At 30.0% G+C, this 21,437-nt stretch carries 21 protein-coding genes; 12 read left to right on the top strand and 9 right to left on the bottom strand.

Translation table 11 applies throughout. The features are described from left to right. Positions 1-3: 3 nt before the first annotated feature. Positions 4-690 carry a Crp/Fnr family transcriptional regulator gene (locus Q0662_RS04905; RefSeq protein WP_298947741.1) on the bottom strand — a complete coding sequence of 229 codons (687 nt, stop codon included), beginning with the start codon at positions 688-690 and terminating at the stop codon, positions 4-6. Positions 691-792: 102 nt separating this feature from the next. Between Q0662_RS04905 and Q0662_RS04910 the strand changes: the two genes are divergently transcribed. The 11 genes from Q0662_RS04910 (at position 793) to Q0662_RS04960 (ending at position 12,652) form a co-directional block, all read left to right on the top strand. Further along, positions 793-3,165 carry a heavy metal translocating P-type ATPase metal-binding domain-containing protein gene (locus Q0662_RS04910; RefSeq protein ID WP_298947743.1) on the top strand — a complete coding sequence of 791 codons (2,373 nt, stop codon included), beginning with the start codon at positions 793-795 and terminating at the stop codon, positions 3,163-3,165. 2 nt (positions 3,166-3,167) lie between these two features. Beyond that, positions 3,168-3,866 carry a purine-nucleoside phosphorylase gene (gene deoD / locus Q0662_RS04915; protein ID WP_298947745.1) on the top strand — a complete coding sequence of 233 codons (699 nt, stop codon included), beginning with the start codon at positions 3,168-3,170 and terminating at the stop codon, positions 3,864-3,866. A 54-nt stretch (positions 3,867-3,920) separates the two neighbouring features. Next, entirely contained in the window at positions 3,921-5,285 is a 1,365-nt protein-coding gene (gene hemN, locus Q0662_RS04920; RefSeq protein WP_298947747.1) for an oxygen-independent coproporphyrinogen III oxidase, read from the top strand. Positions 5,286-5,424: 139 nt separating this feature from the next. Beyond that, positions 5,425-5,601 (top strand): cbb3-type cytochrome oxidase assembly protein CcoS, encoded by a 177-nt coding sequence (gene ccoS, locus Q0662_RS04925; protein ID WP_298947750.1) that lies wholly within the window; start codon positions 5,425-5,427, stop codon positions 5,599-5,601. A 10-nt stretch (positions 5,602-5,611) separates the two neighbouring features. Further along, entirely contained in the window at positions 5,612-7,807 is a 2,196-nt protein-coding gene (ccoN, locus tag Q0662_RS04930) for a cytochrome-c oxidase, cbb3-type subunit I (protein WP_298947752.1), read from the top strand. Between the two features lie 5 nt (positions 7,808-7,812). After that, complete coding sequence (locus Q0662_RS04935) at positions 7,813-7,977, top strand: CcoQ/FixQ family Cbb3-type cytochrome c oxidase assembly chaperone (protein WP_298947754.1); 165 nt, start codon at positions 7,813-7,815, stop codon at positions 7,975-7,977. Between the two features lie 16 nt (positions 7,978-7,993). Then, positions 7,994-8,854, top strand: a complete 861-nt coding sequence (locus Q0662_RS04940; protein ID WP_298947756.1) for a cbb3-type cytochrome c oxidase N-terminal domain-containing protein — start codon at positions 7,994-7,996, stop codon at positions 8,852-8,854. A 31-nt stretch (positions 8,855-8,885) separates the two neighbouring features. Further along, positions 8,886-10,307 (top strand): cytochrome c oxidase accessory protein CcoG, encoded by a 1,422-nt coding sequence (ccoG, locus tag Q0662_RS04945; RefSeq protein ID WP_298947758.1) that lies wholly within the window; start codon positions 8,886-8,888, stop codon positions 10,305-10,307. Positions 10,308-10,394: 87 nt separating this feature from the next. Then, the gene (locus Q0662_RS04950) at positions 10,395-10,841 is read left to right on the top strand and encodes a FixH family protein (protein ID WP_298947760.1); all 447 of its coding nucleotides are present in this window, start codon (positions 10,395-10,397) and stop codon (positions 10,839-10,841) included. Next, positions 10,841-11,539 carry a sulfite exporter TauE/SafE family protein gene (locus Q0662_RS04955; RefSeq protein ID WP_298947762.1) on the top strand — a complete coding sequence of 233 codons (699 nt, stop codon included), beginning with the start codon at positions 10,841-10,843 and terminating at the stop codon, positions 11,537-11,539. Before Q0662_RS04950 ends, Q0662_RS04955 begins: the two co-directional genes overlap by 1 nt. Positions 11,540-11,668: 129 nt before the next feature. Then, positions 11,669-12,652, top strand: coding sequence for a type IX secretion system membrane protein PorP/SprF (locus Q0662_RS04960; RefSeq protein WP_298947764.1), 984 nt, complete (start codon positions 11,669-11,671; stop codon positions 12,650-12,652). On the opposite strand, the gene murI is transcribed toward Q0662_RS04960, so the two are convergent. The 8 genes from murI to Q0662_RS05000 form a co-directional block, all read right to left on the bottom strand. Further along, complete coding sequence (gene murI / locus Q0662_RS04965; protein WP_298947766.1) at positions 12,649-13,440, bottom strand: glutamate racemase; 792 nt, start codon at positions 13,438-13,440, stop codon at positions 12,649-12,651. The genes Q0662_RS04960 and murI overlap by 4 nt on opposite strands. A 62-nt stretch (positions 13,441-13,502) precedes the next feature. Further along, on the bottom strand, positions 13,503-14,033 hold the full coding sequence (locus tag Q0662_RS04970; RefSeq protein ID WP_298947768.1) for an OmpH family outer membrane protein: 531 nt from the start codon (positions 14,031-14,033) through the stop codon (positions 13,503-13,505). A 12-nt stretch (positions 14,034-14,045) separates the two neighbouring features. Continuing rightward, a complete protein-coding gene (locus tag Q0662_RS04975; protein WP_298947770.1) occupies positions 14,046-14,858 on the bottom strand; it encodes an OmpH family outer membrane protein in 813 nt (270 codons plus the stop codon). A 62-nt stretch (positions 14,859-14,920) separates the two neighbouring features. Continuing rightward, on the bottom strand, positions 14,921-17,452 hold the full coding sequence (gene bamA, locus Q0662_RS04980; RefSeq protein ID WP_298947772.1) for an outer membrane protein assembly factor BamA: 2,532 nt from the start codon (positions 17,450-17,452) through the stop codon (positions 14,921-14,923). Positions 17,453-17,459: 7 nt separating this feature from the next. Next, positions 17,460-18,203, bottom strand: coding sequence for an isoprenyl transferase (locus tag Q0662_RS04985; RefSeq protein WP_298947774.1), 744 nt, complete (start codon positions 18,201-18,203; stop codon positions 17,460-17,462). A 6-nt stretch (positions 18,204-18,209) separates the two neighbouring features. Next, the gene (locus Q0662_RS04990; protein ID WP_298947776.1) at positions 18,210-18,887 is read right to left on the bottom strand and encodes a DUF6089 family protein; all 678 of its coding nucleotides are present in this window, start codon (positions 18,885-18,887) and stop codon (positions 18,210-18,212) included. Between the two features lie 105 nt (positions 18,888-18,992). After that, positions 18,993-19,892: an NAD kinase gene (locus Q0662_RS04995; RefSeq protein WP_298947778.1), complete on the bottom strand. Its 900-nt coding sequence runs from the start codon at positions 19,890-19,892 to the stop codon at positions 18,993-18,995. A 46-nt stretch (positions 19,893-19,938) separates the two neighbouring features. Continuing rightward, complete coding sequence (locus Q0662_RS05000) at positions 19,939-20,598, bottom strand: CBS domain-containing protein (protein ID WP_298947780.1); 660 nt, start codon at positions 20,596-20,598, stop codon at positions 19,939-19,941. Positions 20,599-20,658: 60 nt separating this feature from the next. On the opposite strand from Q0662_RS05000, the gene Q0662_RS05005 reads away from it, so the two are divergent. Next, the gene (locus Q0662_RS05005) at positions 20,659-21,372 is read left to right on the top strand and encodes a pyridoxine 5'-phosphate synthase (RefSeq protein ID WP_298947782.1); all 714 of its coding nucleotides are present in this window, start codon (positions 20,659-20,661) and stop codon (positions 21,370-21,372) included. Positions 21,373-21,437: the final 65 nt, after the last annotated feature.

Raw genomic sequence — 21,437 nt, forward strand, 5'->3', positions numbered from 1 at the left:
ATTTTAAAAACCCTGAGCAATTTTTTCTAACTCAGGTAAATTTAAAATTTTAATTTCTTTACCTACAAATTCTATATATTTTTTCTTTTTTAAGTCAGATAATAACCTAATGGCAGATTCTGTTGCTGTACCAATAATATTGGCAATATCTTCTCTAGATAAACGTACATTTATAATACCATCATTATTTGTATCAAACTTTTCTTTTAAATTGATAAGGGTTTCTGCCAAGCGTTGTTTAACGGTTTTTTGAGCCATGTCTACAATAATATTATCGGCTTTTTTTAAGTTATTAGCCATATCTTTTAACACGCTCATAGAAAATTTAGGATTCTTTTCTAAATCTTCAATAATTTCTTCTTTAGGGATAAAACAAACTTCCATATCCTCTAAAGCAATAGCTTCTAAATTAGAAGCTTCTTGTGTTATTAAGCTTCTTTCTCCAAGAATATCTCCTTTTTTAATAAGATTTACAATCTGATTTCTACCATTTTCACTCATTTTAGAAACCTTACAAATACCATCTTTTATACAAAAGATACCATTTATATGCTCTCCTTCGCTAAAAAGTGGCTCTCCTTTTTTGATGGTTCTAGAAGTTTTACACGCAGATATTTTAACCAATTCTTCTCTAGACAAATGGGTTAAAGAATTAAATTTACGTACAATACATTGTTCACACTTACTCATAAGAATAAAATAAATATCCAACCAAATATATTCAAAAGATGATAAATATCATATAATAAACAAAACAATTCTTAGAATTTTGCAAAAGGCAAAAGAGTAAATATGAAATCTACACAATGTTATCACTGTGGCGATTCTTGTGATGACAAATACGTTAAGTTTGATGAAAAGCAATTCTGTTGTAATGGTTGTAAAACTGTTTATGAGATTTTTTCTGAGAACGATTTAACTTGTTATTACGATTTTCAAGAAAATCCAGGAGCAGTACCAACCGAAATTCAAGGAAAATATGATTTCTTGGAACAGGAAGAAATTGTTAAAAAATTATTAGATTTTTCTGACGCAAATACACAAATTGTAACACTTTATATACCACACATTCACTGTAGTTCTTGTATTTGGGTGTTAGAAAACCTACATAAATTAAAGCCAGAAATATCATCATCTCAAGTAAATTTTACCAAAAAACAAGTTCGAGTTACCTTTAATTTAGAGAACATTTCTTTAAAAGAAATAGTTTTGTTGTTAAGTGCAATTGGTTATGAGCCTTATATAAGTTTAGAAGATTACGAAGGAGGAAAAAAAGCAGTAGACAGAAGTTTAATTTATAAATTAGGACTAGCAGGTTTTGCTTTTGGAAATGTAATGTTTTTGTCATTTCCAGAATATTTTGAAGTAGATGGTTTTTGGATAGAAAAATATAAAAATGTTTTTCGTTGGTTGATGTTTTTCTTTTCATTACCTGTTGTTTTTTATGCAGGTAAAGATTATTTTGTATCAGCTTTTAAAGGATTACGCTCTAAAATATTAAACATAGATGTACCTATTGCGTTGGGTATTTCTGTATTATTTATAAGAAGTACTGTAGAAATTATTTTCGACTTGGGTACTGGTTTTTTTGATAGTTTAACAGGTTTGGTTTTCTTTTTATTACTAGGAAAATTTTTTCAACAAAAAACTTACAATTTTTTATCATTTGAGCGCGATTATAAATCATATTTCCCAATTGCAGTTACAAGAATTAGAAATTCAAAAGAAGAAAATGTACCAATTTACGATGTAGAAAAAGGAGACAGGTTATTAATCAGAAATGAAGAATTAATACCTGTAGATGGAATTTTAATCAACGGAAACGCAGCAATAGACTATAGTTTTGTTACAGGCGAAGCGGTACCTGTAGAAAAAAAATCTGGAGACAAACTTTTTGCGGGTGGTAAACAACTTTCTGGTGTTATAGAAATGGAAGTTTTAGCATCTGTATCTCAAAGCTATTTAACTCAATTATGGAGTAATGATGTATTTAATAAAGAAAACAAATCACCCTTTAAAACCATTACAGATACCATTAGTAAAAACTTTACAATAGCAGTTTTATCTATAGCTATTTTAGCAACAGTTTATTGGTTGTTTATCGATTCTAATAAGGCCTTAAATGTATTTACAGCTGTTTTAATTATTGCTTGTCCTTGTGCAATAGCATTGGCAGCACCTTTTACTCTTGGCAATATGTTGCGTATTTTTGGCAAACAAAAATTCTACCTTAAAAACGCCACAGTTGTAGAACAATTGGCAAAAATAGATACTGTAATTTTTGATAAAACAGGCACCTTAACAACCAATAAAGAAAGTAAAATTTTATACGAGGGTGAAGCCCTTAACCTAGTAGAAGAAAAATTTTTAAAAAGCACTTTACGAGCTTCAAACCATCCATTAAGTAGAACGCTTTATAACAAATTTCATAAAATAGAAACACAACCTATAACCAATTACAAAGAAGTGGTTGGTAAAGGTATAGAAGCCAATTTTGATACTACAAATTTAAAACTAGGGTCAGCGTCATTTGTAAATAATAATGATGAAAAATCAACTTTAGATACGGCTGTGCATATCAGTTTTAATGATGTTTATAAAGGAAAATATATTTTTAAAAATGCCTATAGAAAAGGGGTTAAACAACTCTTCAATTCGCTTAATAAAAATTATAATCTTGCTGTAGTTTCTGGTGATAATGAGGGTGAAAAAGAGTATTTACAACACTTTTTGCCCTCTGGTACCGATTTGTTATTCAATCAAAAACCAGAGAACAAATTAGACGTGGTAGCTAATTTACAAAAGCAAGGTAAAAAAACAGCAATGATTGGCGATGGTTTAAACGATGCAGGTGCTTTAGCACAAAGTGACGTGGGTATTGCTTTATCAGAAAACATCAATGTGTTTTCTCCTGCTTGCGATGGTATTTTAGATGCATCAAAATTTTATAAAATAGAAACTTTTTTAAAAGCATCAAAAAAGGCTATAAAAATTATAAAATATTGTTTTATACTGTCTTTATGCTACAATGTTATTGGTTTGTATTTTGCTGTAACTGGTCAATTAATGCCTGTTATTGCGGCAATTTTAATGCCTTTAAGTTCTATAAGTATTGTTGTTTTTACAACCATTTCTACCAATTTATTAGGTACTAAAATTAAATAATTATGAGCATTCACATACAAGCAAAAAAAGGAGAAATAGCAAAAACAGTTTTGTTACCTGGAGATCCAATGAGAGCAAAATGGATTGCAGATACTTTTTTAGAAAACCCAAAACAATATAATGATGTAAGAGGAATGTTAGGTTTTACAGGATCGTATAAAGGCAATAAAATTTCAGTACAAGGAACAGGAATGGGAATACCATCAACCTTAATTTATGCTACAGAACTCATTACAGAATATGGTGTAAAAAATTTAATTAGAGTTGGTTCTGCAGGCTCATATCAAAAAGATATAAAAATTAGAGACATTGTTTTGGCAATGACAGCCTCTACCAATTCTGGTTTAAATACCATCCGTTTTAACGGAGCAGATTTTGCGCCAGCAGCAAGTTTCCAGCTTTTTCAAAAAGCTGTAGCCACAGCATCACAAAAAAATATACCTATAAAAGCGGGTGGAATTTTAAGTTCTGATGAGTTTTATGCAGATGATTTTGATAGTTACAAAAAATGGGCAGAATATGGTGTTTTATGTGTAGAAATGGAAACTTCTGGTTTGTACACAGTTGCAGCAAAATACAATGTAAATGCACTATCTATTTTAACAATTTCAGATAGTTTGGTAACCAAAGAAAGAACCACAGCAGATGAAAGAGAACAAACCTTTAAAGAAATGATAGAAATTGCTTTAGAATTGGCATAGTTACCAGTTTAGGTGATTTTGTTAAAGAATGAAACAAAATTGTATCGAGAACACATGAAACAATCATTAATACAAAAATACAACATTGCAGGACCAAGATATACTAGTTATCCAACTGTGCCTTATTGGAACAAAGCAGGAATTCAAAAACAAGATTGGATACAATCTTTTCAAAAATCGTTTAAAGAAAGTAACCAGTCAGAAGGGATAAGTGTATACATTCATTTACCATTTTGTGAGAGTTTGTGTACTTTTTGTGCGTGTCATAAACACATTACAAAACGTCATGAAGTAGAGGAGGAGTATATTGAAACTCTTTTAAAAGAGTGGAAATTATATATGGCTTTGTTAGACGAAAAACCCATTGTAAAAGAGTTGCATTTAGGAGGAGGTACACCTACTTTTTTTTCAAAAGAAAACTTACAATTTTTAATGAATGGTATTTTTTCTATCGCAGAAAAACATCCAGAACACGAATTCAGTTTCGAAGGTCACCCAAATAATACTACCAAAGAGCAATTACAAACTCTGTTTGATTGTGGTTTTACACGAGTAAGTTTTGGTGTGCAAGATTATAATGAAAAAGTACAGAAAGCCATTCATCGAATTCAACCTTTTGAAGCAGTAGAACAAGTTACAAAATGGTCTAGAGAAATTGGATATACTTCTGTAAGTCACGATTTAATTTTTGGTTTGCCATTTCAAACCAAAGAAAACGTAATTCATACCATCAACAAAACAAAAGAGCTACAGCCAGATAGAATTTCATTTTACAGTTATGCACATGTGCCTTGGGTAAAAGGCGTAGGTCAAAGAGGTTTTAACGAAAATGATTTGCCAAAAGACGAAAACAAAAGAGCTTTGTATGAATTAGGAAAAGAACTTTTTGCAACCTTGGGTTATCAAGAAATTGGGATGGATCATTTTGCATTAAAAACAGATAGCTTGTATAAGGCAACCGTCAATAAAACCATCCATAGAAATTTTATGGGATACACAGCCAGTAAAACCCAGTTAATGATTGGTTTAGGAATGTCTGCTATATCTGATTCTTGGTATGCATTTGCACAAAATGTAAAAACTGTAAAAGAGTATCAACAATTGGTAAATGCGGGCGAAATTCCAATTTTTAGAGGCCATTTATTAACTGAAGAAGATAGGGTTATCAGAAAACATATTTTAAATATCATGTGTCATTTTTCCACTTCGTGGGAAAAAGAGACTATGCAAATTAAAAATATAAAAAAGCATTTAGCATTATTAAAAGAAATGGAAAATGATGGTTTGGTTAAAATTGAAAAAAATAAAGTAATCATACCAGAAAAAGCAAGACCCTTTGTAAGAAATATTTGCATGGCATTTGATGTACATTTATTAGAAAATAAACCCAAAACACAATTATTTTCTATGACTATTTAGTAAAATTATTTGAATTTAAATAATTAATTGTGAGTGTTTTATGGTTTTACACAACAGCGCGTTCAGTAAATATGATAAATGTCATATTTTAAAATTAGTAACAAAGTTATTTTTGAACTATTAAATTATCAGGCAAGATATGAGCGTAATATACCTTCTACTAACACTAAGTATTTTAGTGGCAATAGTATTTTTTATCGCATTTATTTATTCAGTAAAGAGAGGTCAGTATGATGATTCATACACGCCCTCTGTTCGTATGCTGTTTGATGATGAATTAGTGAAAGAATCAACAGAAAAATCAACTAAAGTTTAAATTATATTATATGGAAATGCAACAATTTTATTACGACAATAAGATCGTAAAAAAGTTTATCTACGCAACGCTACTTTGGGGTATAGTAGGTTTTACGGTCGGGTTAATGCTGGCTTTTATGTTTTTATTCCCAAACTATACAGAGGGAATTTCGTGGTTAAGTTTTGGTCGTTTAAGACCTTTGCATACAAATGCAGTAATTTTTGCCTTTGTAGGGAATGCCATTTTTGCGGGTGTTTATTATTCGCTACAGCGTTTATTAAAAACCAGAATGGCCAGTAATTTTTTAAGTAACTTTAATTTTTGGGGTTGGCAATTAATTATTGTTGCAGCAGCTATTACACTTCCTTTAGGGTATTCAACTTCCAAAGAGTATGCAGAATTAGAGTGGCCTATAGATATAGCCATTGCTTTAGTTTGGGTAGCTTTTGGTGTAAACATGATTTGGACCATCTTAAAAAGAAGACAACGTCACTTATATGTGGCTATTTGGTTTTATTTAGCAACATTTGTAACAGTTGCAGTTTTACATATTTTTAATAGTTTAGAGTTACCAGTTACTGCCTTAAAATCTTATTCTGTTTACGCAGGTGTACAAGATGCACTCGTACAATGGTGGTATGGCCATAATGCAGTTGCATTTTTCTTAACAACACCATTTTTAGGATTAATGTATTATTTTGTTCCTAAGGCAGCTAACAGACCTGTGTATTCTTATAGACTTTCTATTGTACACTTTTGGTCTTTAATCTTTATATACATTTGGGCAGGACCACACCATTTATTGTATTCTGCATTACCAGATTGGGCACAAAATTTAGGTGTAGCATTTTCTGTAATGTTAATTGCGCCATCTTGGGGAGGTATGATTAATGGTTTATTAACCTTAAGAGGTGCTTGGGATAAAGTGCGTACAGACCCAGTTTTAAAATTTATGGTGGTGGCAATTACAGGTTATGGTATGGCAACTTTTGAAGGACCCATGTTATCTTTAAAAAATGTAAATGCAATTGCACACTTTTCTGACTGGATTATTGCACACGTTCACGTTGGTGCCCTAGCATGGAATGGTTTCTTAGCATTTGGAATGTTATACTGGATGATACCAAAATTGTTTAAAACAAAATTATATTCTACAGGTTTAGCAAACGTACACTTTTGGGTAGGTACTTTAGGAATCATATTATACGCATTACCAATGTATGTAGCTGGTTTTGTACAAGCTTCTATGTGGAAACAATTTAATCCAGATGGTACTTTAACATATGGTAACTTTTTAGAAACCGTAAACGAAATTATACCCATGTATTGGATGCGTGCCATTGGTGGTAGTATGTACATTTTAGGTGCACTTATTATGTTGTACAATGTGGTAAGAACAGTTAGATCTGGTAGTGCTGTGAAAGATGAGTTAGCAGAAGCACCAGCTTTAAAGAAAGTATCTAAACACAGAACAAAAGGAGAAGGATATCATACTTGGTTAGAAAGAAAACCTATTAAATTAACCATTTATGCAACAATTGCTATTTTAATTGGTGGAGCTGTACAGATTATACCAACATTGTTAGTAAAATCGAACATTCCAACCATTAGTAGTGTAAAACCATATACACCTTTAGAATTAGAAGGTAGAGATTTATATATAAGAGAAGGTTGTGTGGGGTGTCACTCTCAAATGATTAGACCTTTTAGAAGTGAAGTAGAACGTTATGGAGAATACTCTAAAGCAGGAGAGTTCGTGTATGATCATCCATTTTTATGGGGAAGTAAACGTACAGGGCCAGATTTGCATAGGGTAGGTCAGAAATATAATGATAGTTGGCACTTAAACCACATGTACGATCCACAAAGTACATCTCCAGGATCTATTATGCCATCATACAAATGGTTAATAATAAATGAGCTTGATAAATCTGCAACAGAAGATAAAATGAAAGCAATGGTAACTTTAGGAGTGCCATATACAGATGAAGAAATTACAAATGCACAAGCACATATGTTAGCTCAAGGAGCTCAGATTCAAGAAAACCTATATGCAGATCCAGATTTTGCAAAAAACTACGATGCAGATAGAAAATATGCACAAGAAAATGGAGAGGATTTTATAGAAATGAAAAACAGAGAAATAGTTGCCTTAATAGCATATATACAACGTTTAGGTACAGATATTAAAGTAAAAAAAGAACAACAAATCTCTAAAAAATAGAAAATATGTTTAAATTTTTAAAAGGACATTTAGAGAGTATTACAGGAATAGAAATTTATCCAATGATATCTCTCATTATATTTTTCACTTTTTTTGTAGCCCTATTTTGGTGGGTGTTTACAGCAAAAAAAGACTATATAAATAAGGTAAGTAAAATACCATTAGATTAATATTAAAGCTAAAAAAATGAAAAGATCTTTTCAATCTACAATATATGTAGTTTTTGTAATTGTTACGTTTATAGCACTTGCAAAATCGTTTATGGTGTACGAAAACCCATTTAATATTTATGAAAACCCGCTAGTTTGGTTAGCTTTAATAGGTTTTGTTTTAGTGCTAGTTCTAAAAGAAGCTGTAAATGTATTGGCAATTAAAAGAGCTACAGATTTACAAAACGAAAAAGAAGGCATTTTACCTGAAGAACCCAATCTTTGGATTAAAAAAATATTGCTAAAATGGACGAAAGCTAAGGCAATAGATCAAGAAGAAGATATTGTTTTAGATCATAATTACGATGGTATAAAAGAATTAGATAACTCTTTACCACCTTGGTGGGTATACATGTTCTATGCAACTATTTTGTTTGGTATTATATACTTGGTAAGGTTTCATGTGTTAGATGGAGACAATCAAACTATGGAGTATAACAAAGCTGTTGCAGAAGCAAAAGCTGCTTTAAAAGAATACAAAAAATCGGCACCAGTAGATTTAATTACACCAGAAAACGTAACCCTTTTAACAGATGCTAGCGATTTATCAAGAGGTAAAGCTGTTTTTAACTTAAACTGTGCATCTTGTCACTTAAAAGACGGGGGAGGTCAAATAGGCCCCAACTTAACAGACGAATATTGGATTCTAGGAGGAGGTATCAAAAACGTTTTTAACACGGTTTATAATGGAGGTAGAGATGGTAAAGGTATGATTGCGTGGAATAAAACCTTAAAAGCCGCAGATATTGCAAAAGTATCAAGTTATGTACTTTCTTTACAAGGCACAACACCTGCACAAGCAAAAGCTCCACAAGGAGAAAAGTGGGAGCAAGAATAAACTTTTATTAAATTAAAAAATAAGTATTCATATGGAAACACCCGAGAATGAAGTTTTTAGAGATAGTATTGCTACTGTTGATTCAGAAGGAAAGCGCTCTTGGGTTTTTCCTAAAAAACCAAGTGGAAGATTTTATAAATATAGAAGCTATGTAAGTTATTTTTTATTAGCTTTTTTATTAGCTGCCCCTTTTATAAAAATTAACGGAAATCAATTTTTATTATTTAACGTTTTAGAACGTAAGTTTAATATTTTTGGATTTCCTTTTTGGCCACAAGACTTTCATTTATTAGTAATTTCAATGATTACAGGTGTTGTGTTTGTAATCTTATTTACTGTTGTTTTTGGAAGAATTTTTTGCGGATGGATTTGCCCACAAACTATCTTTTTAGAAATGGTTTTTCGTAAAATAGAATATTGGATAGATGGTGATAGAGGAAAACAAATTCGATTAGACAAGCAACCTTGGAATGCAGAGAAAATTAGAAAAAGACTTTTAAAATGGTTTATTTTCTTTATCATTTCGTTTATGATTGCCAATGTTTTTTTAGCTTATTTAATTGGCGGGGATAAACTAATTAGTTACATCACTGGCAATCCTTTAGATAATATAAGTACACTTATTGCTTTACTAATATTTACTTCAGTTTTCTATTTTGTATTTGCTTGGTTTAGAGAGCAAGTATGTATTATTGCTTGTCCTTATGGTAGGTTACAAGGAGTTTTATTAGATAACAAAACCATTAATGTTGCCTACGACCACAAACGTGGAGAAAGAGAAAAAGGCAGATCTAAATTTAAGAAAAATGAAAATAGAGAAGCCTTAGGCAAAGGAGATTGTATAGATTGTAAACAATGTGTAGTAGTTTGTCCAACAGGTATAGATATTAGAAATGGTACACAATTAGAGTGTGTAAATTGTACAGCTTGTATAGATGAATGCGATCATATTATGGAAAGTGTTGGTCTACCAAAAGGCCTAATACGTTATGCCAGCGAAGATAATATCGCCAAGAAAAAACCTTTTCAATTTACTGTCAGAATGAAAGGTTATTCTGCTGTATTGTTCATTTTAACAGGTATTCTAATAGGAATGCTTTTTTTAAGAAACGATGTAGAAGCAACCATTTTAAGATTGCCAGGGCAATTATATCAACATAAAGAAAACAATATTATAAGTAATGTTTATACTTATAAAGTAATTAATAAAACATCTAAAAATATTAAAGATATTAGCTATAAAATATTATCTCATAAAGGTAAAATTGAGTTGGTGTCTCACTCTAATTTTATGGTGCCAAAAAGAGGTTTAGCAGAAGGTACTTTATTTATAGAAATTAATTCGTCTGCCTTAAAAGGCGATAAAGATAAACTTGAAATAGGGGTATTTAGTGGCGATAAATTAATAGAAACTACCAATACAAATTTTTTAGGACCAAGAAGTTACAAGTAATAAGATTAAAGTTTGAAAATTGAAGTTAGAAGTTAATTTTAATATCATTTCTAAGAAAAGAGAAGTTTTACATAAAAAATTATAATTATGAAATTAAATTGGGGAACAGGCATCGTACTGGCAATTGTAGCTTTTATTGGTTTTATCATGTATTTTGTTATTACAATGAGTACAGATACTGCTTTTAGTCATGATTTGGTTACCGAAAAATACTACCAAAAAGAGTTAGGTTTTCAAGATGAAATAGATGCAGAACAAAACGCTTCTAATTTAAATGAAAAAATAAAAGTAGAAAGAGTAGTAAACGATTTAAAAATAACGTTTCCAAACAACTTTACCCCTAATAAGATTCAAGGAAAAGTGTTCCTATATAGACCATCTAATAAACAATTAGATTTTGAAATACCTATTTCAATTTCTAAACCATATTTGCTCGTGCCTGAGAAACGTTTACTAGATGGTCGCTGGAACATTAATATAGTTTTTAAATATAACAATAAAAATTACTTGGTAAAAAAAGAAATTAACTATTAATGTTTCTATCTGCAATTATATTTGGTTTATTAGGTAGTTTCCACTGCGTGGGAATGTGTGGTCCTATAGCCTTTATGTTGCCAATTGATAGAACCAATAAAGTAAAAGGTTTTTTTCAAATTTTAAGCTATCATTTGGGTAGGTTATTTACCTACAGTTTAATAGGGTTGTTATTTGGTTTATTAGGTAAAAGTTTTTATCTCTTTGGGTTTCAGCAACAAATATCTATTGTGGTTGGTGTTTTAATGATTTTATTTATTCTTTTTCCAAAAATATTCAAAAAAGTAAATATTTCTAAAACTATTAGTAATGTTATCTTTAAAGTAAAAAACACATTAGGTAAAGAACTAAAAAATAAAAGAAACGATACTTTTTTTACCATTGGCTTTTTAAACGGATTTTTGCCTTGTGGCTTGGTTTATATGGCTATTTTTGGTGCTTTAGCAACTACCAATGCTTTTTCTGGAAGTTTTTACATGTTTCTTTTTGGTTTGGGCACCATACCTTTAATGACTTCTGTTGTGTATTTAGGGAATTTTACCAAAGGTACTTTTAGAAAAAAAATACAACAAGCAATACCCTTTTTTGTGGTTTGTATTGGCGTACTTTTTATTTTAAGAGGTTTAGGTTTGGGCATACCTTATATTTCTCCAACACCAGTTTTAGACCTTGTTTCTAATTCAGCCACTTGCCATTAATTACTTTTTGTAGTAAATTAAAATAAAAAATGTATTTTTAGTAATGTAACTATGTTAAAAGTATGCTCTAAAAAGTATTCTTATCAAGAAATATAATATATTTGATTTCTTATAAATAATAAAGCTTTAATGAAGTTAATTTACATTAGAATTTGCCTTTTAAGTATTGTTTTTTTCTCTATAAATAGTCGAGCACAAGAAACTTTACCTATTTATACCGATTATTTATCAGATAATATTTTTTTAATACATCCAGCTGCTGCAGGTATTGGTAATTCTAGTAAGTTAAGGCTTACAGCAAGACAACAATGGATTGGTGTACCCAATGCACCAGCTTTACAAACCATAAGTTTTCATACAAAATTTGGCGAAGAATCTAATGCAGGTTATGGCTTGGTGTTGTTTAATGATAAAAATGGTTTTCACTCTCAACAAGGTGTACAAGGTACTTATGCTTACCATTTACCAATGAGTAATGGTCGTTTTTTTGAACAACTTTCTTTTGGTTTGTCATTTACTTTTGTTCAAAATCAATCAGACCAAAGAACCTTTAATGGAGACCCAACTGTTGCAGCCATAGTAGAAAGTACCAGCTATTACAATGCAGATTTTAGTGTAGCATATCACAAAGGTGGTTTGTCTTCTTATTTTACTGTTAAAAACCTTTTTTTAACAGCAAAAAATAATCTAAATGTACAAGAACCCTTAGATTTAAGGAATTATATTTTATCTGCCGGATACTATTTTGGTAAAGAAAATTATGTTCAGTTAGAACCCTCTGTAATGTTACAATTTAGAGAAGGTACTGGAGAAAAATTGGCAGATATCAATTTAAAAGTTTACAAAACATTGTCTAAAACACAACTTTGGGCAGCGTTATCTTATAGAAGAAACTTTGATGCGAATAGCATAGACAATGCTTCTTATTTTTCACCAATAGTGGGTGTAAACTTTAAAAACTTTATGTTTTCTTATACCTATACAAAACAGTTGAACGAAATTCTTTTTGCTGATTCAGGTTTTCATCAAATATCTTTAGGCATTAACCTTTGGACAAGAGAACCTAGAGCAGCAGCATGTCCTAATATAAACTCTATGTTCGGTAGTTTTTAAAAAGTAGTTTCAATAACTTTTACTTGCTTTTTATTGTTTGCGTTTAAAACTAATTTTTTTAGTGTGTTTTTATCCATATTTATATAAAAAAAATGTTTGGATATTTCTTTCTGTAACTGTAACAACTCGTTCTTTTTTAAGATAGCTTTTGTTTGTTTTGCAACAGCCTCACCAGAATCTATAATTTTAATAGTATTCCCTACAATTTTTCTAATTTGTGGTATTAAATAAGGGTAATGTGTGCAGCCTAAAACTAAAGCATCTATATTTTCTTCGATCATTGGTTGTAAATAATATTGCAATAAAGCAGTTGTTTCTTTAGAATTAAATTTGCCTTTTTCTATAAGTTCTACAAGCCCTTTTCCGATAGTTTCTTTAATTTTAATATGAGTTCTAAAAGTACTAGACGTTTTTTCGAATAAAGCACTATTTAAGGTGCCTTTGGTAGCTAAAATACCAATGGTGTTTGTTTTAGTTTTTAAAGCAGCAGGTTTTATAGCAGGTTCTATGCCAATAAAAGGTACATTGTAGGTGTTTCTTAAATATTCAATGGCATTTGTAGTTGCTGTATTGCATGCTACTACTATAAGTTTGCAGTTTTGTTTTAGTAAAAACTCTGTATTTTTTATACACAATGCTACAATGTCTTCCTTAGATTTTTCGCCATAAGGTGCATTTTTACTATCAGAAAGATAGATCGTGTTTTCATGTGGAAGTAGAGCAATTACTTCTTTCCAAATAGAAGTACCACCTACACCAGAATCAAAAAAACCAATTGGGTTACTCATTGTCTTGTAAAAATAAAAAAACCTGCTTTTAAAAGCAGGTTTTTTTCAAATTATAGTCTAATTTATTTTTGTTGTTGAGGTTTTGGCTTATCTTTTAATAAACCTAACTTTGCTTTTACAGCATCATATAGATCTACCCCCTTCTTAACAATTAAAGATTTTTCATCAAAAACATATAAAATACCTTTATCTGCTGCAGTATCTTGAATAGCTTTTTCTGCTTTTTTAACAATTGGCTCTAAACCTTCGTTTTGTTTACCTTGCATTTCTTGGTAAGCAGCTTGTTGCGCTTGGTCTAACTTAACCTTATCTAACTGAACTTCTTCTGCTCTTTTTTTATTCGTTTCTTCGGTTTGTGTAGCTTGTTCTGCTGTATATTTTTGGTATTTTGCTTCTAATTTTTTCTTCATACCCTCAATTTCTCCTTGGTATGTTTTACCAATTTTTTCTAAGTTGGCAGTTAACGCTCTTGTTTCTGGCATATTGTCTATTACTCTTTGGTAATTAATATGACCTATTTTTTGTGCATTTGACATACCCGCAAATCCTAAAGTAAATACAGCAATTAATAGTAACGTTCTAAAATTTTTCATTCTTGTTTTAATTTAATTATTATTTTCTTTTTGTTCCTGTTCTTTCTTCTGTTCTTCTTTTTTCTTTTTTAAAGCTTCTTTCTTTTTTCTAAGTAGCTCTCTTTTTTCTTCTCTTTTTCTTATCAGTTCTTTTCTTCTTTCCTCTAATGCTTTTTTTCTTTCTTCTAATACTTTCTTTTTTTTAGCTCTTATTAACTCTTGCTTAGCAACTGCTGTTTCTTTTATTGAAATAACTTTTTTTTGTTTTTCTGTTAGCTTTTTTGGTGCATTTTTTTCTTTTTTCTTAGCTTTTTTTTCGTCTATTAATCTAGTTCTATTTATGTTTGATAAAACGAGTTCGCTAATATCGTATTTTTTATTGGAATATAGCATGACTAAGTCACTAGATTTATCAAAAACAAAATCGTATTTTTTTCTTGATGCGATACTTTGTATGGCATTGTAAACTTGATCTTGTATTGGTTTAACCAGTTGTTTTCTGAACGTAAACATATCACCTCTTGGGCCAAAATATAAAGACTCTAATCTTCTTAATTCTTCTTGTTTTAAAGCAATTTCTTCTTCTTTTTCTTCAATTAAATCTCTAGTAAGAATTGCTTTTTCATTGGCAAGATCTGTTTTTAAAACCTCGATATATCTTGCTTCTTTATCTAATTGTTTTCTCCACTTTACTACTTTTTCATTTAACGTATTTTGAGCTTCTAAATATTCTGGTACATTTTCTAAAATATACTCCATATCTATGTAGGCAATTATTTGATTTCTTTGAGACCAAGAAATACTAACAGTAAGTAAAAGAACGATTGATAAAAAAATATTTTTCATTTGTATAGTATTTATAAAAACCGTGCCAAAAAAACATTTAACATTGCAAATGTACAGTTTTCTTAGAATTGTCTTCCGATTATAAAATGTGTTTGCCAACCAGATTTTTCTATTTGTCCTGGTAATGGATCGAAACCGTGTGCAAAATCGATTCCTAACAATCCAAACGCAGGCATAAATATTCTAACTCCTAAACCAGCAGAACGTTTTACATTAAACGGATTAAATGTGTCAAAATTGTCATACGAGTTCCCTGCCTCTAAAAAACCTAAGGTATAAATTGATGCAGATGGAGAATCTGTAATAGAATATCTAAGTTCTAATTGAAATTTATTGTAAATAGTACCCCCTGCAATAGACGATAATCTGTTGTTTTCATATCCTCTTAAACCTACAACTTCTCTACCATCTAATTGAAAAACAGCAATACCATCTCCACCAACAAAATAACGTTCAAAAGGTGTTTGTCCTAAATCATTATTATAAAAACCTAAGTAACCAAACTCAGTATTGGTCATTAATACCAATTTATCTGTAAATGAGGTATACCACTTACCTTTAAAGTTTAATTTGTAATATTCTAACCACTTAAACTTGTCTGCTAAAAAGTCGTTTTCTTCTTCTGCTGTTAAATCATCTGGTTGATTATAATCTTTATTAGTAAACAAAGAATAAGGCAATGTTGCTTTTACTCCAATAGTAAATTCAGAACCATAAGTTGGAAAAATTAAACTTGGTCCTGCAGAGTTTCTTGTTAAATTTAAATTGTAAGAAAGATTGTTTAAAGTACCATTATTTAAAATATTATCTCCCACTCTAAAACCATAATTTTTTAGCTGAAAGCTTTGGTAAGAAACGGTTTGTGATAATTGAAAGTAATCATCAGGCCATTTTAAACGTTGTCCTAAACCAATTGATGCACCAGTGATACCTAATTTTCTATCCTTATCAACATCAAAAGTTTGTGGGTTAATTTGAAATTGATTGGATTGATATACAGAAAATGATAATGATTTAGGTGTTTTACCGCCAAACCAAGGTTCTGTAAAAGAGAAACTATAAGTACTAAAGGTTCTACTTGTTTGTAATCTTAACGAAAGTTTTTGTCCATCTCCCATTGGTAATGGTTTGTAAGCTTCTTTATTAAAAATATTTCCGATAGAAAAGTTATTAAAAGATAATCCTAAAGTACCAATAAAAGAGCCACCACCATAACCACCTTGTAATTCTATTTGGCTACCTCCTTTTTCTATAACACTAAAATTAATGTCTGTAGTTTTATTTTGATAGTCTGGCACTACATCTGGGGTTACATTTTGATCGAAAAACCCTAACTGACCAATTTCTCTAATAGATCTAATAATGGCTTTTCTACTAAATAAATCTCCTGGTTTTACACGTAATTCTCTAAAAATTACATGATCGTTTGTTTTGTCATTTCCAGAAACAGTTACTCTTTTTATTCGAGCTTTCTCGTCTTCTCTAATTCTTATCTCTACAGTAATAGAGTCGTTTTCTACTTTGGTTTCTACAGCATTTACTTGCGAGAATAAAAAACCATTATCTTGGTATGTTGTAGAAATATCTACAGAAGTAGGAGTGTTATCTCCTTTTACACGCTCTTTTAAAACAGCACCATTGTACACATCTCCTTTGTCAATTCTTAATATAGACATTAGTTGTTCGTCTGTATATTCTTTATTACCAACAAATAAAATTTCTGCAAATCGATACTGTCTTCCTTCTTCTAGTTCTATGTTGATATCTATGGTATTATCCTCATTCCAAGAAATACCTTCTTTTAAAATACGCGCATCTCTGTAGCCCAGTCTACTATATTTATCTAAAATACTTTCTAAGTCTTCTTGATAATCTTCTTCGATGTATTTAGATCCTTTCCAAAACCTACCCAAAAACTTCTCTTTGGTGTTTTTCATGGTTTTTCTAAGTTTACTGTCAGATATTGCTTTATTACCTGTAATATTGATGTTTTTAATTTTAATTTTTTTGCCTTTATCAATAAAAACAGATATATTTACTACATTAATGTCTGTAGTATCTTTTGTAACATCTAAAGAGGCTTTTGTTTTTAAATATCCTTTGTCTGTATATTTTTTAGTGAAGTAATTTTTAGTGGTAACCAATAAATTATCTGTTACCATTTTACCCAATGTAAGTTCTGTTTCTTTTATAAGTTCTTTAGCTTTAGATTTTTTAATTCCGTTAATTTTAACTTGATTTAACTGTGGTAACTCTTGTACATCTAATTGTAAATAAATAGTGTTGCCATCTAATCTTGCTAGATAAACATCAACATCACTAAACTGTTTACTTTCATAAAGCTTTTTAATGGCACTTGTAAGTTTGTCACCTGGCAGTTTTATGGTTTGTCCATAACGCAAACCTGTAAAAACACGAACAGTTTCTTCGCTAAATTTTTTAAGTCCTGTTACGGTTATTCCTCCTAAAATATATTCTTTTCCTCTTTCGAAAGAAATATTTTTCTTTGAGATTGTATCTTTCTTAACTTGAGCATGAATGCTATTTGTAGAAAGTAATGCAATAAATAATATTGCTGCAGATAGTAATTTCATAAAAAATTTAATCTGTAATTTGTTCGCTTGTTTTTCCAAATCTTCGTTCTCTATTCTGATAATCAATGATTGCATCGTAAAAATGCTCTTTTCTAAAGTCTGGCCAAAGGATATCTGTAAAATATAATTCGGCATAGGCCATTTGCCAAAGTAAGAAATTACTAATGCGATATTCACCACTTGTTCTTATCATTAAATCGACATTGGGCAAATTAAATGTATATAAATGGTTATTTATAGTTTTTTCTGTAATTTCTTTTTCTGAAAGTTCTTTATTAACAACTTTTTTAGATATGTTTTTGATTGCGTTAACAATTTCTTCTCTAGAACCGTAGCTTAATGCAAATGTTAAGGTAATTTTTGTGTTATTTTTAGTTTCAAATATGACATCATTTAAAACTTTTTGTGCTTTTTTAGGTAAGTTTTCTGTGCAGCCAATAGCATTTACTTTAACACCATTTTTAATAAAGTCTGCTAATTCTTTTTTTAATGAGTTAATTAATAAGCTCATTAAGGCGTCTACCTCTAATTTTGGTCTTTTCCAGTTTTCTGTAGAAAAAGCATATAAGGTAATTGCTTTTACATTTATTAAAGATGCTGCTTCTACAGATTCTCTTACAGCAGTTAGGGCGTTTTTGTGACCAAAAATCCTATTCATTCCTTTACTTTTTGCCCAACGCCCATTGCCATCCATAATAATGGCAACATGTTTTGGTACTCTTTGTAAATTAATAAGTAGTTTTTTATCCATATTATTTTATAAACCCTTTTTATAACAAGGAGGTCTACCAAATGTATATATTAAAGAAAAACCAGTAAAAACATACCAGTCATTTCCTGTTCCTTCAAAATTTAAAGCAGATATTCTATTGGTAGAATAGTCTATATCATCTTCAAATGTATATCTAAATGTTGTTTGCAAAGAAAAGGCAAATTTACCAAACAATCTAGATTTAAAACCTACTCCAAAAGGAATTGTATAAGAAGTTTTATTTGTAAAACTATATACACCTGGGCTTATTTCATCTTGTACTGTGTTATAACTAAAACCTGCTAATTCTATGCTTATGTATGGTGTCCAACTTTTACTATCAGAATATGCATCATATTCATAAAAATTAAAATCCATACCAATAGCTAATTCATGTATTGTATTATTAAAATTAAAACCTCTATTTTGTTTTAAATCGGTCTCTGCGTTTCTATCATCTCCACTTATTGGTAAAAAACTGTACGTTGCCTTTAAGGCAATTCTTGGGTTGTAATTGTATTTAAAAAACACGTTACCAGCAATTTTATTTGGGTATATATAATTAGTTCTACCAATGTCTCCAATAAAATTTGTGCCTCCTACAGTTAGTCCTACTTCGTATACTTGTCCCATTAAAAATGAGGAAATACTTACAAGCACGATAAATAAAATACTGTTTTTCATTCTAAAAAATAGCGAGCAAATATAGGAAATTCAATTTGCTTAATAAAGTTAATGTTTAGTCTTTTTTGAATAACTACTATTTTAATGATTTATTGTAAAAAATCTTTAAAGATTGGTTTCGTTTCTAGTGTCTTCTCCCCAAAGTAATTTACTGCGTAAGGTGTTTAAAAAAGATTGGTTGTTGGGTATAATGCTTTGTACACTAAAAGGTGCTTTTTTGATAAATACTTTTGTATTTTTGGATATCGTGTAAATTCTTGAATCTAAAGAGATTAAAAAATCTTTTTCTCTTGAATCTACTTCTAATTGTATGGCGGTTTCGTCTGAAATAACCATAGGTCTCGCATTTAAATTATGTGGAGCAATAGGTGTAATTAGTACATTTTTAGAGTCTGGTGATATTACTGGGCCATTACAACTTAAAGAGTAGCCTGTAGAGCCTGTTGGTGTTGCAATAATTAAACCATCTGCCCAATAATTTGTTAAATATTCGTTATTTAAGCAGGTTCTAACACCAATCATAGAAGTGGTGTTTTTTCTTGCAATGGTTACTTCATTTAAAGCAAAGTTTAATTCTTTAAAATCGTTGTTTTTTGGTGATGTTTCTACAGATAAAAGCGTTCTTTTTTGTATAGAATATTCACCCCTTAATAAAAGGTCGATACTTTCTTTAATAGCTTTTTTATTAATTGTTGCTAAAAAGCCTAATCTGCCTGTATTTATTCCTAAAATAGGGATGTCTAAATCTCTTATATAAGTTACTGCTCTTAAAATAGTTCCATCACCACCTAAGGTAAACATTAAATCGAAAGTTGGATCTAAGTCTTTAAAATCTGAAAAAACAGGATATTTTTTCTTTAAAATTTTACCCTCAATTAATAAGTTGTTAAATTTCTCTTCAATAAAACAAACAATATCATGAGCTTCTAAAACGCTTAAAAGAATTTGTATTTCTTTTTCTGCGGAAATGGAATAAGATTGCCCGTAAACTGCTACTTTTTTCAAAATCAATACTATTTTACTGTTTAAAAAATAATTTTTAAAATCAACTTTACATTTCTAAATATTTTTGCAAATATTCAGACCTGTTTTTTAAATCTTCTAAATACACGTCATTTTCATGTGAAGAGATTATTTTATAATCATACCTTCTAAAAGTATGCATTACTTCATTAATATCTTCTGATACAATTTTTAAGGTAACTTGAACAATCCCATCTTTTTTTTCGGAGATGTATAAACCTAATAATTTTCCTGAGTTAGATTCGATAATTTGAGCAATTTCACTCATAGAATAATCATTCTCTATTTTTTCTATAATTACCGTTTCGCTGTTTTCTATCATAAAAGGACTTGTAGAAAAAACGTCTAAAACATCACACAAATCATAATAACCAATATACGCTTTGTTTTTATCTAAAACAGGAATAATGGTAGTGTTATTATCTGCAAAAATTTTTAAAAGCTCTAACACAGTGGCTTTTTCATCAGCAAAAAAAGAGTTTAATAAATGTGTATAGGCAACTAATTTTTCTGATGTGTTTTCAATGGTGTGTATATCATCCTCTGCAAAACAGCCTAAAAGTTTGTTGTTTTCTACCACAGCAAAATGAGTAATAGGTAAATTATCAAACAGTTCTTTGGTAGCCTTTATACTACTTTTTAAACTAATGGGTTTTATTTCGTTTAAGATGTAATCTGTAATCTTCATTCTCTACGAATATAGGATAAAATGATTTAATGGTTTATCTTTGTACATTAATTATATACAATGACAAAGTTAAGTGTAAATATCAATAAAATAGCAACCTTACGCAATTCTAGAGGAGGAAATGTGCCAAATTTATTAAAAGTTGCTGCAGACATAGAAAGTTTTGGTGCAAAAGGCATTACTATACATCCAAGACCAGATGAAAGACATATTAGATATCAAGACGCAAGAGATTTGGTAAATGTAGTTACTACAGAGTATAATATTGAAGGAAACCCTGTACCTTCTTTTGTGGATTTAGTTTTAGAAACCAAACCAACGCAAGTTACATTGGTTCCAGATGCTGTAGATGCAATTACCTCCAATGCTGGTTGGGATACTTTAAAACATGCTTCTTTTTTAAGTGAAGTAATTCAGGAGTTTAAAAAACACAATATTAGAACTTCTGTTTTTATAGATACAGATTTAAAATTGATTGAAGGAGCCAAAAAAATAGGTGCAGATAGAATAGAATTGTATACTGAAGAATTTGCTACACAATACGATTTAGGTAATGAAAATGGAGTAAAACCGTATACAGAAGCTGCTGTTTTTGCTCATGAAATAGGGTTGGGTATTAATGCGGGGCACGATTTAAGCTTAGATAACATAGAGTTTTTTAAAAATAACATCCCAAATTTGGCAGAAGTTTCTATAGGACATGCTTTAATTGCAGAAAGCTTATACTTAGGTTTAGAAAACGTAATAAATATGTATTTACATAGGCTTAAATAGTTTACAGTAAACAATTACAGTTTTCATAAATCTTTCTTTTAAAGTATTCAGTTCATCATCTAATT

Source organism: uncultured Polaribacter sp., from assembly GCF_947503855.1.
In the GTDB taxonomy this organism is placed as follows: domain Bacteria; phylum Bacteroidota; class Bacteroidia; order Flavobacteriales; family Flavobacteriaceae; genus Polaribacter.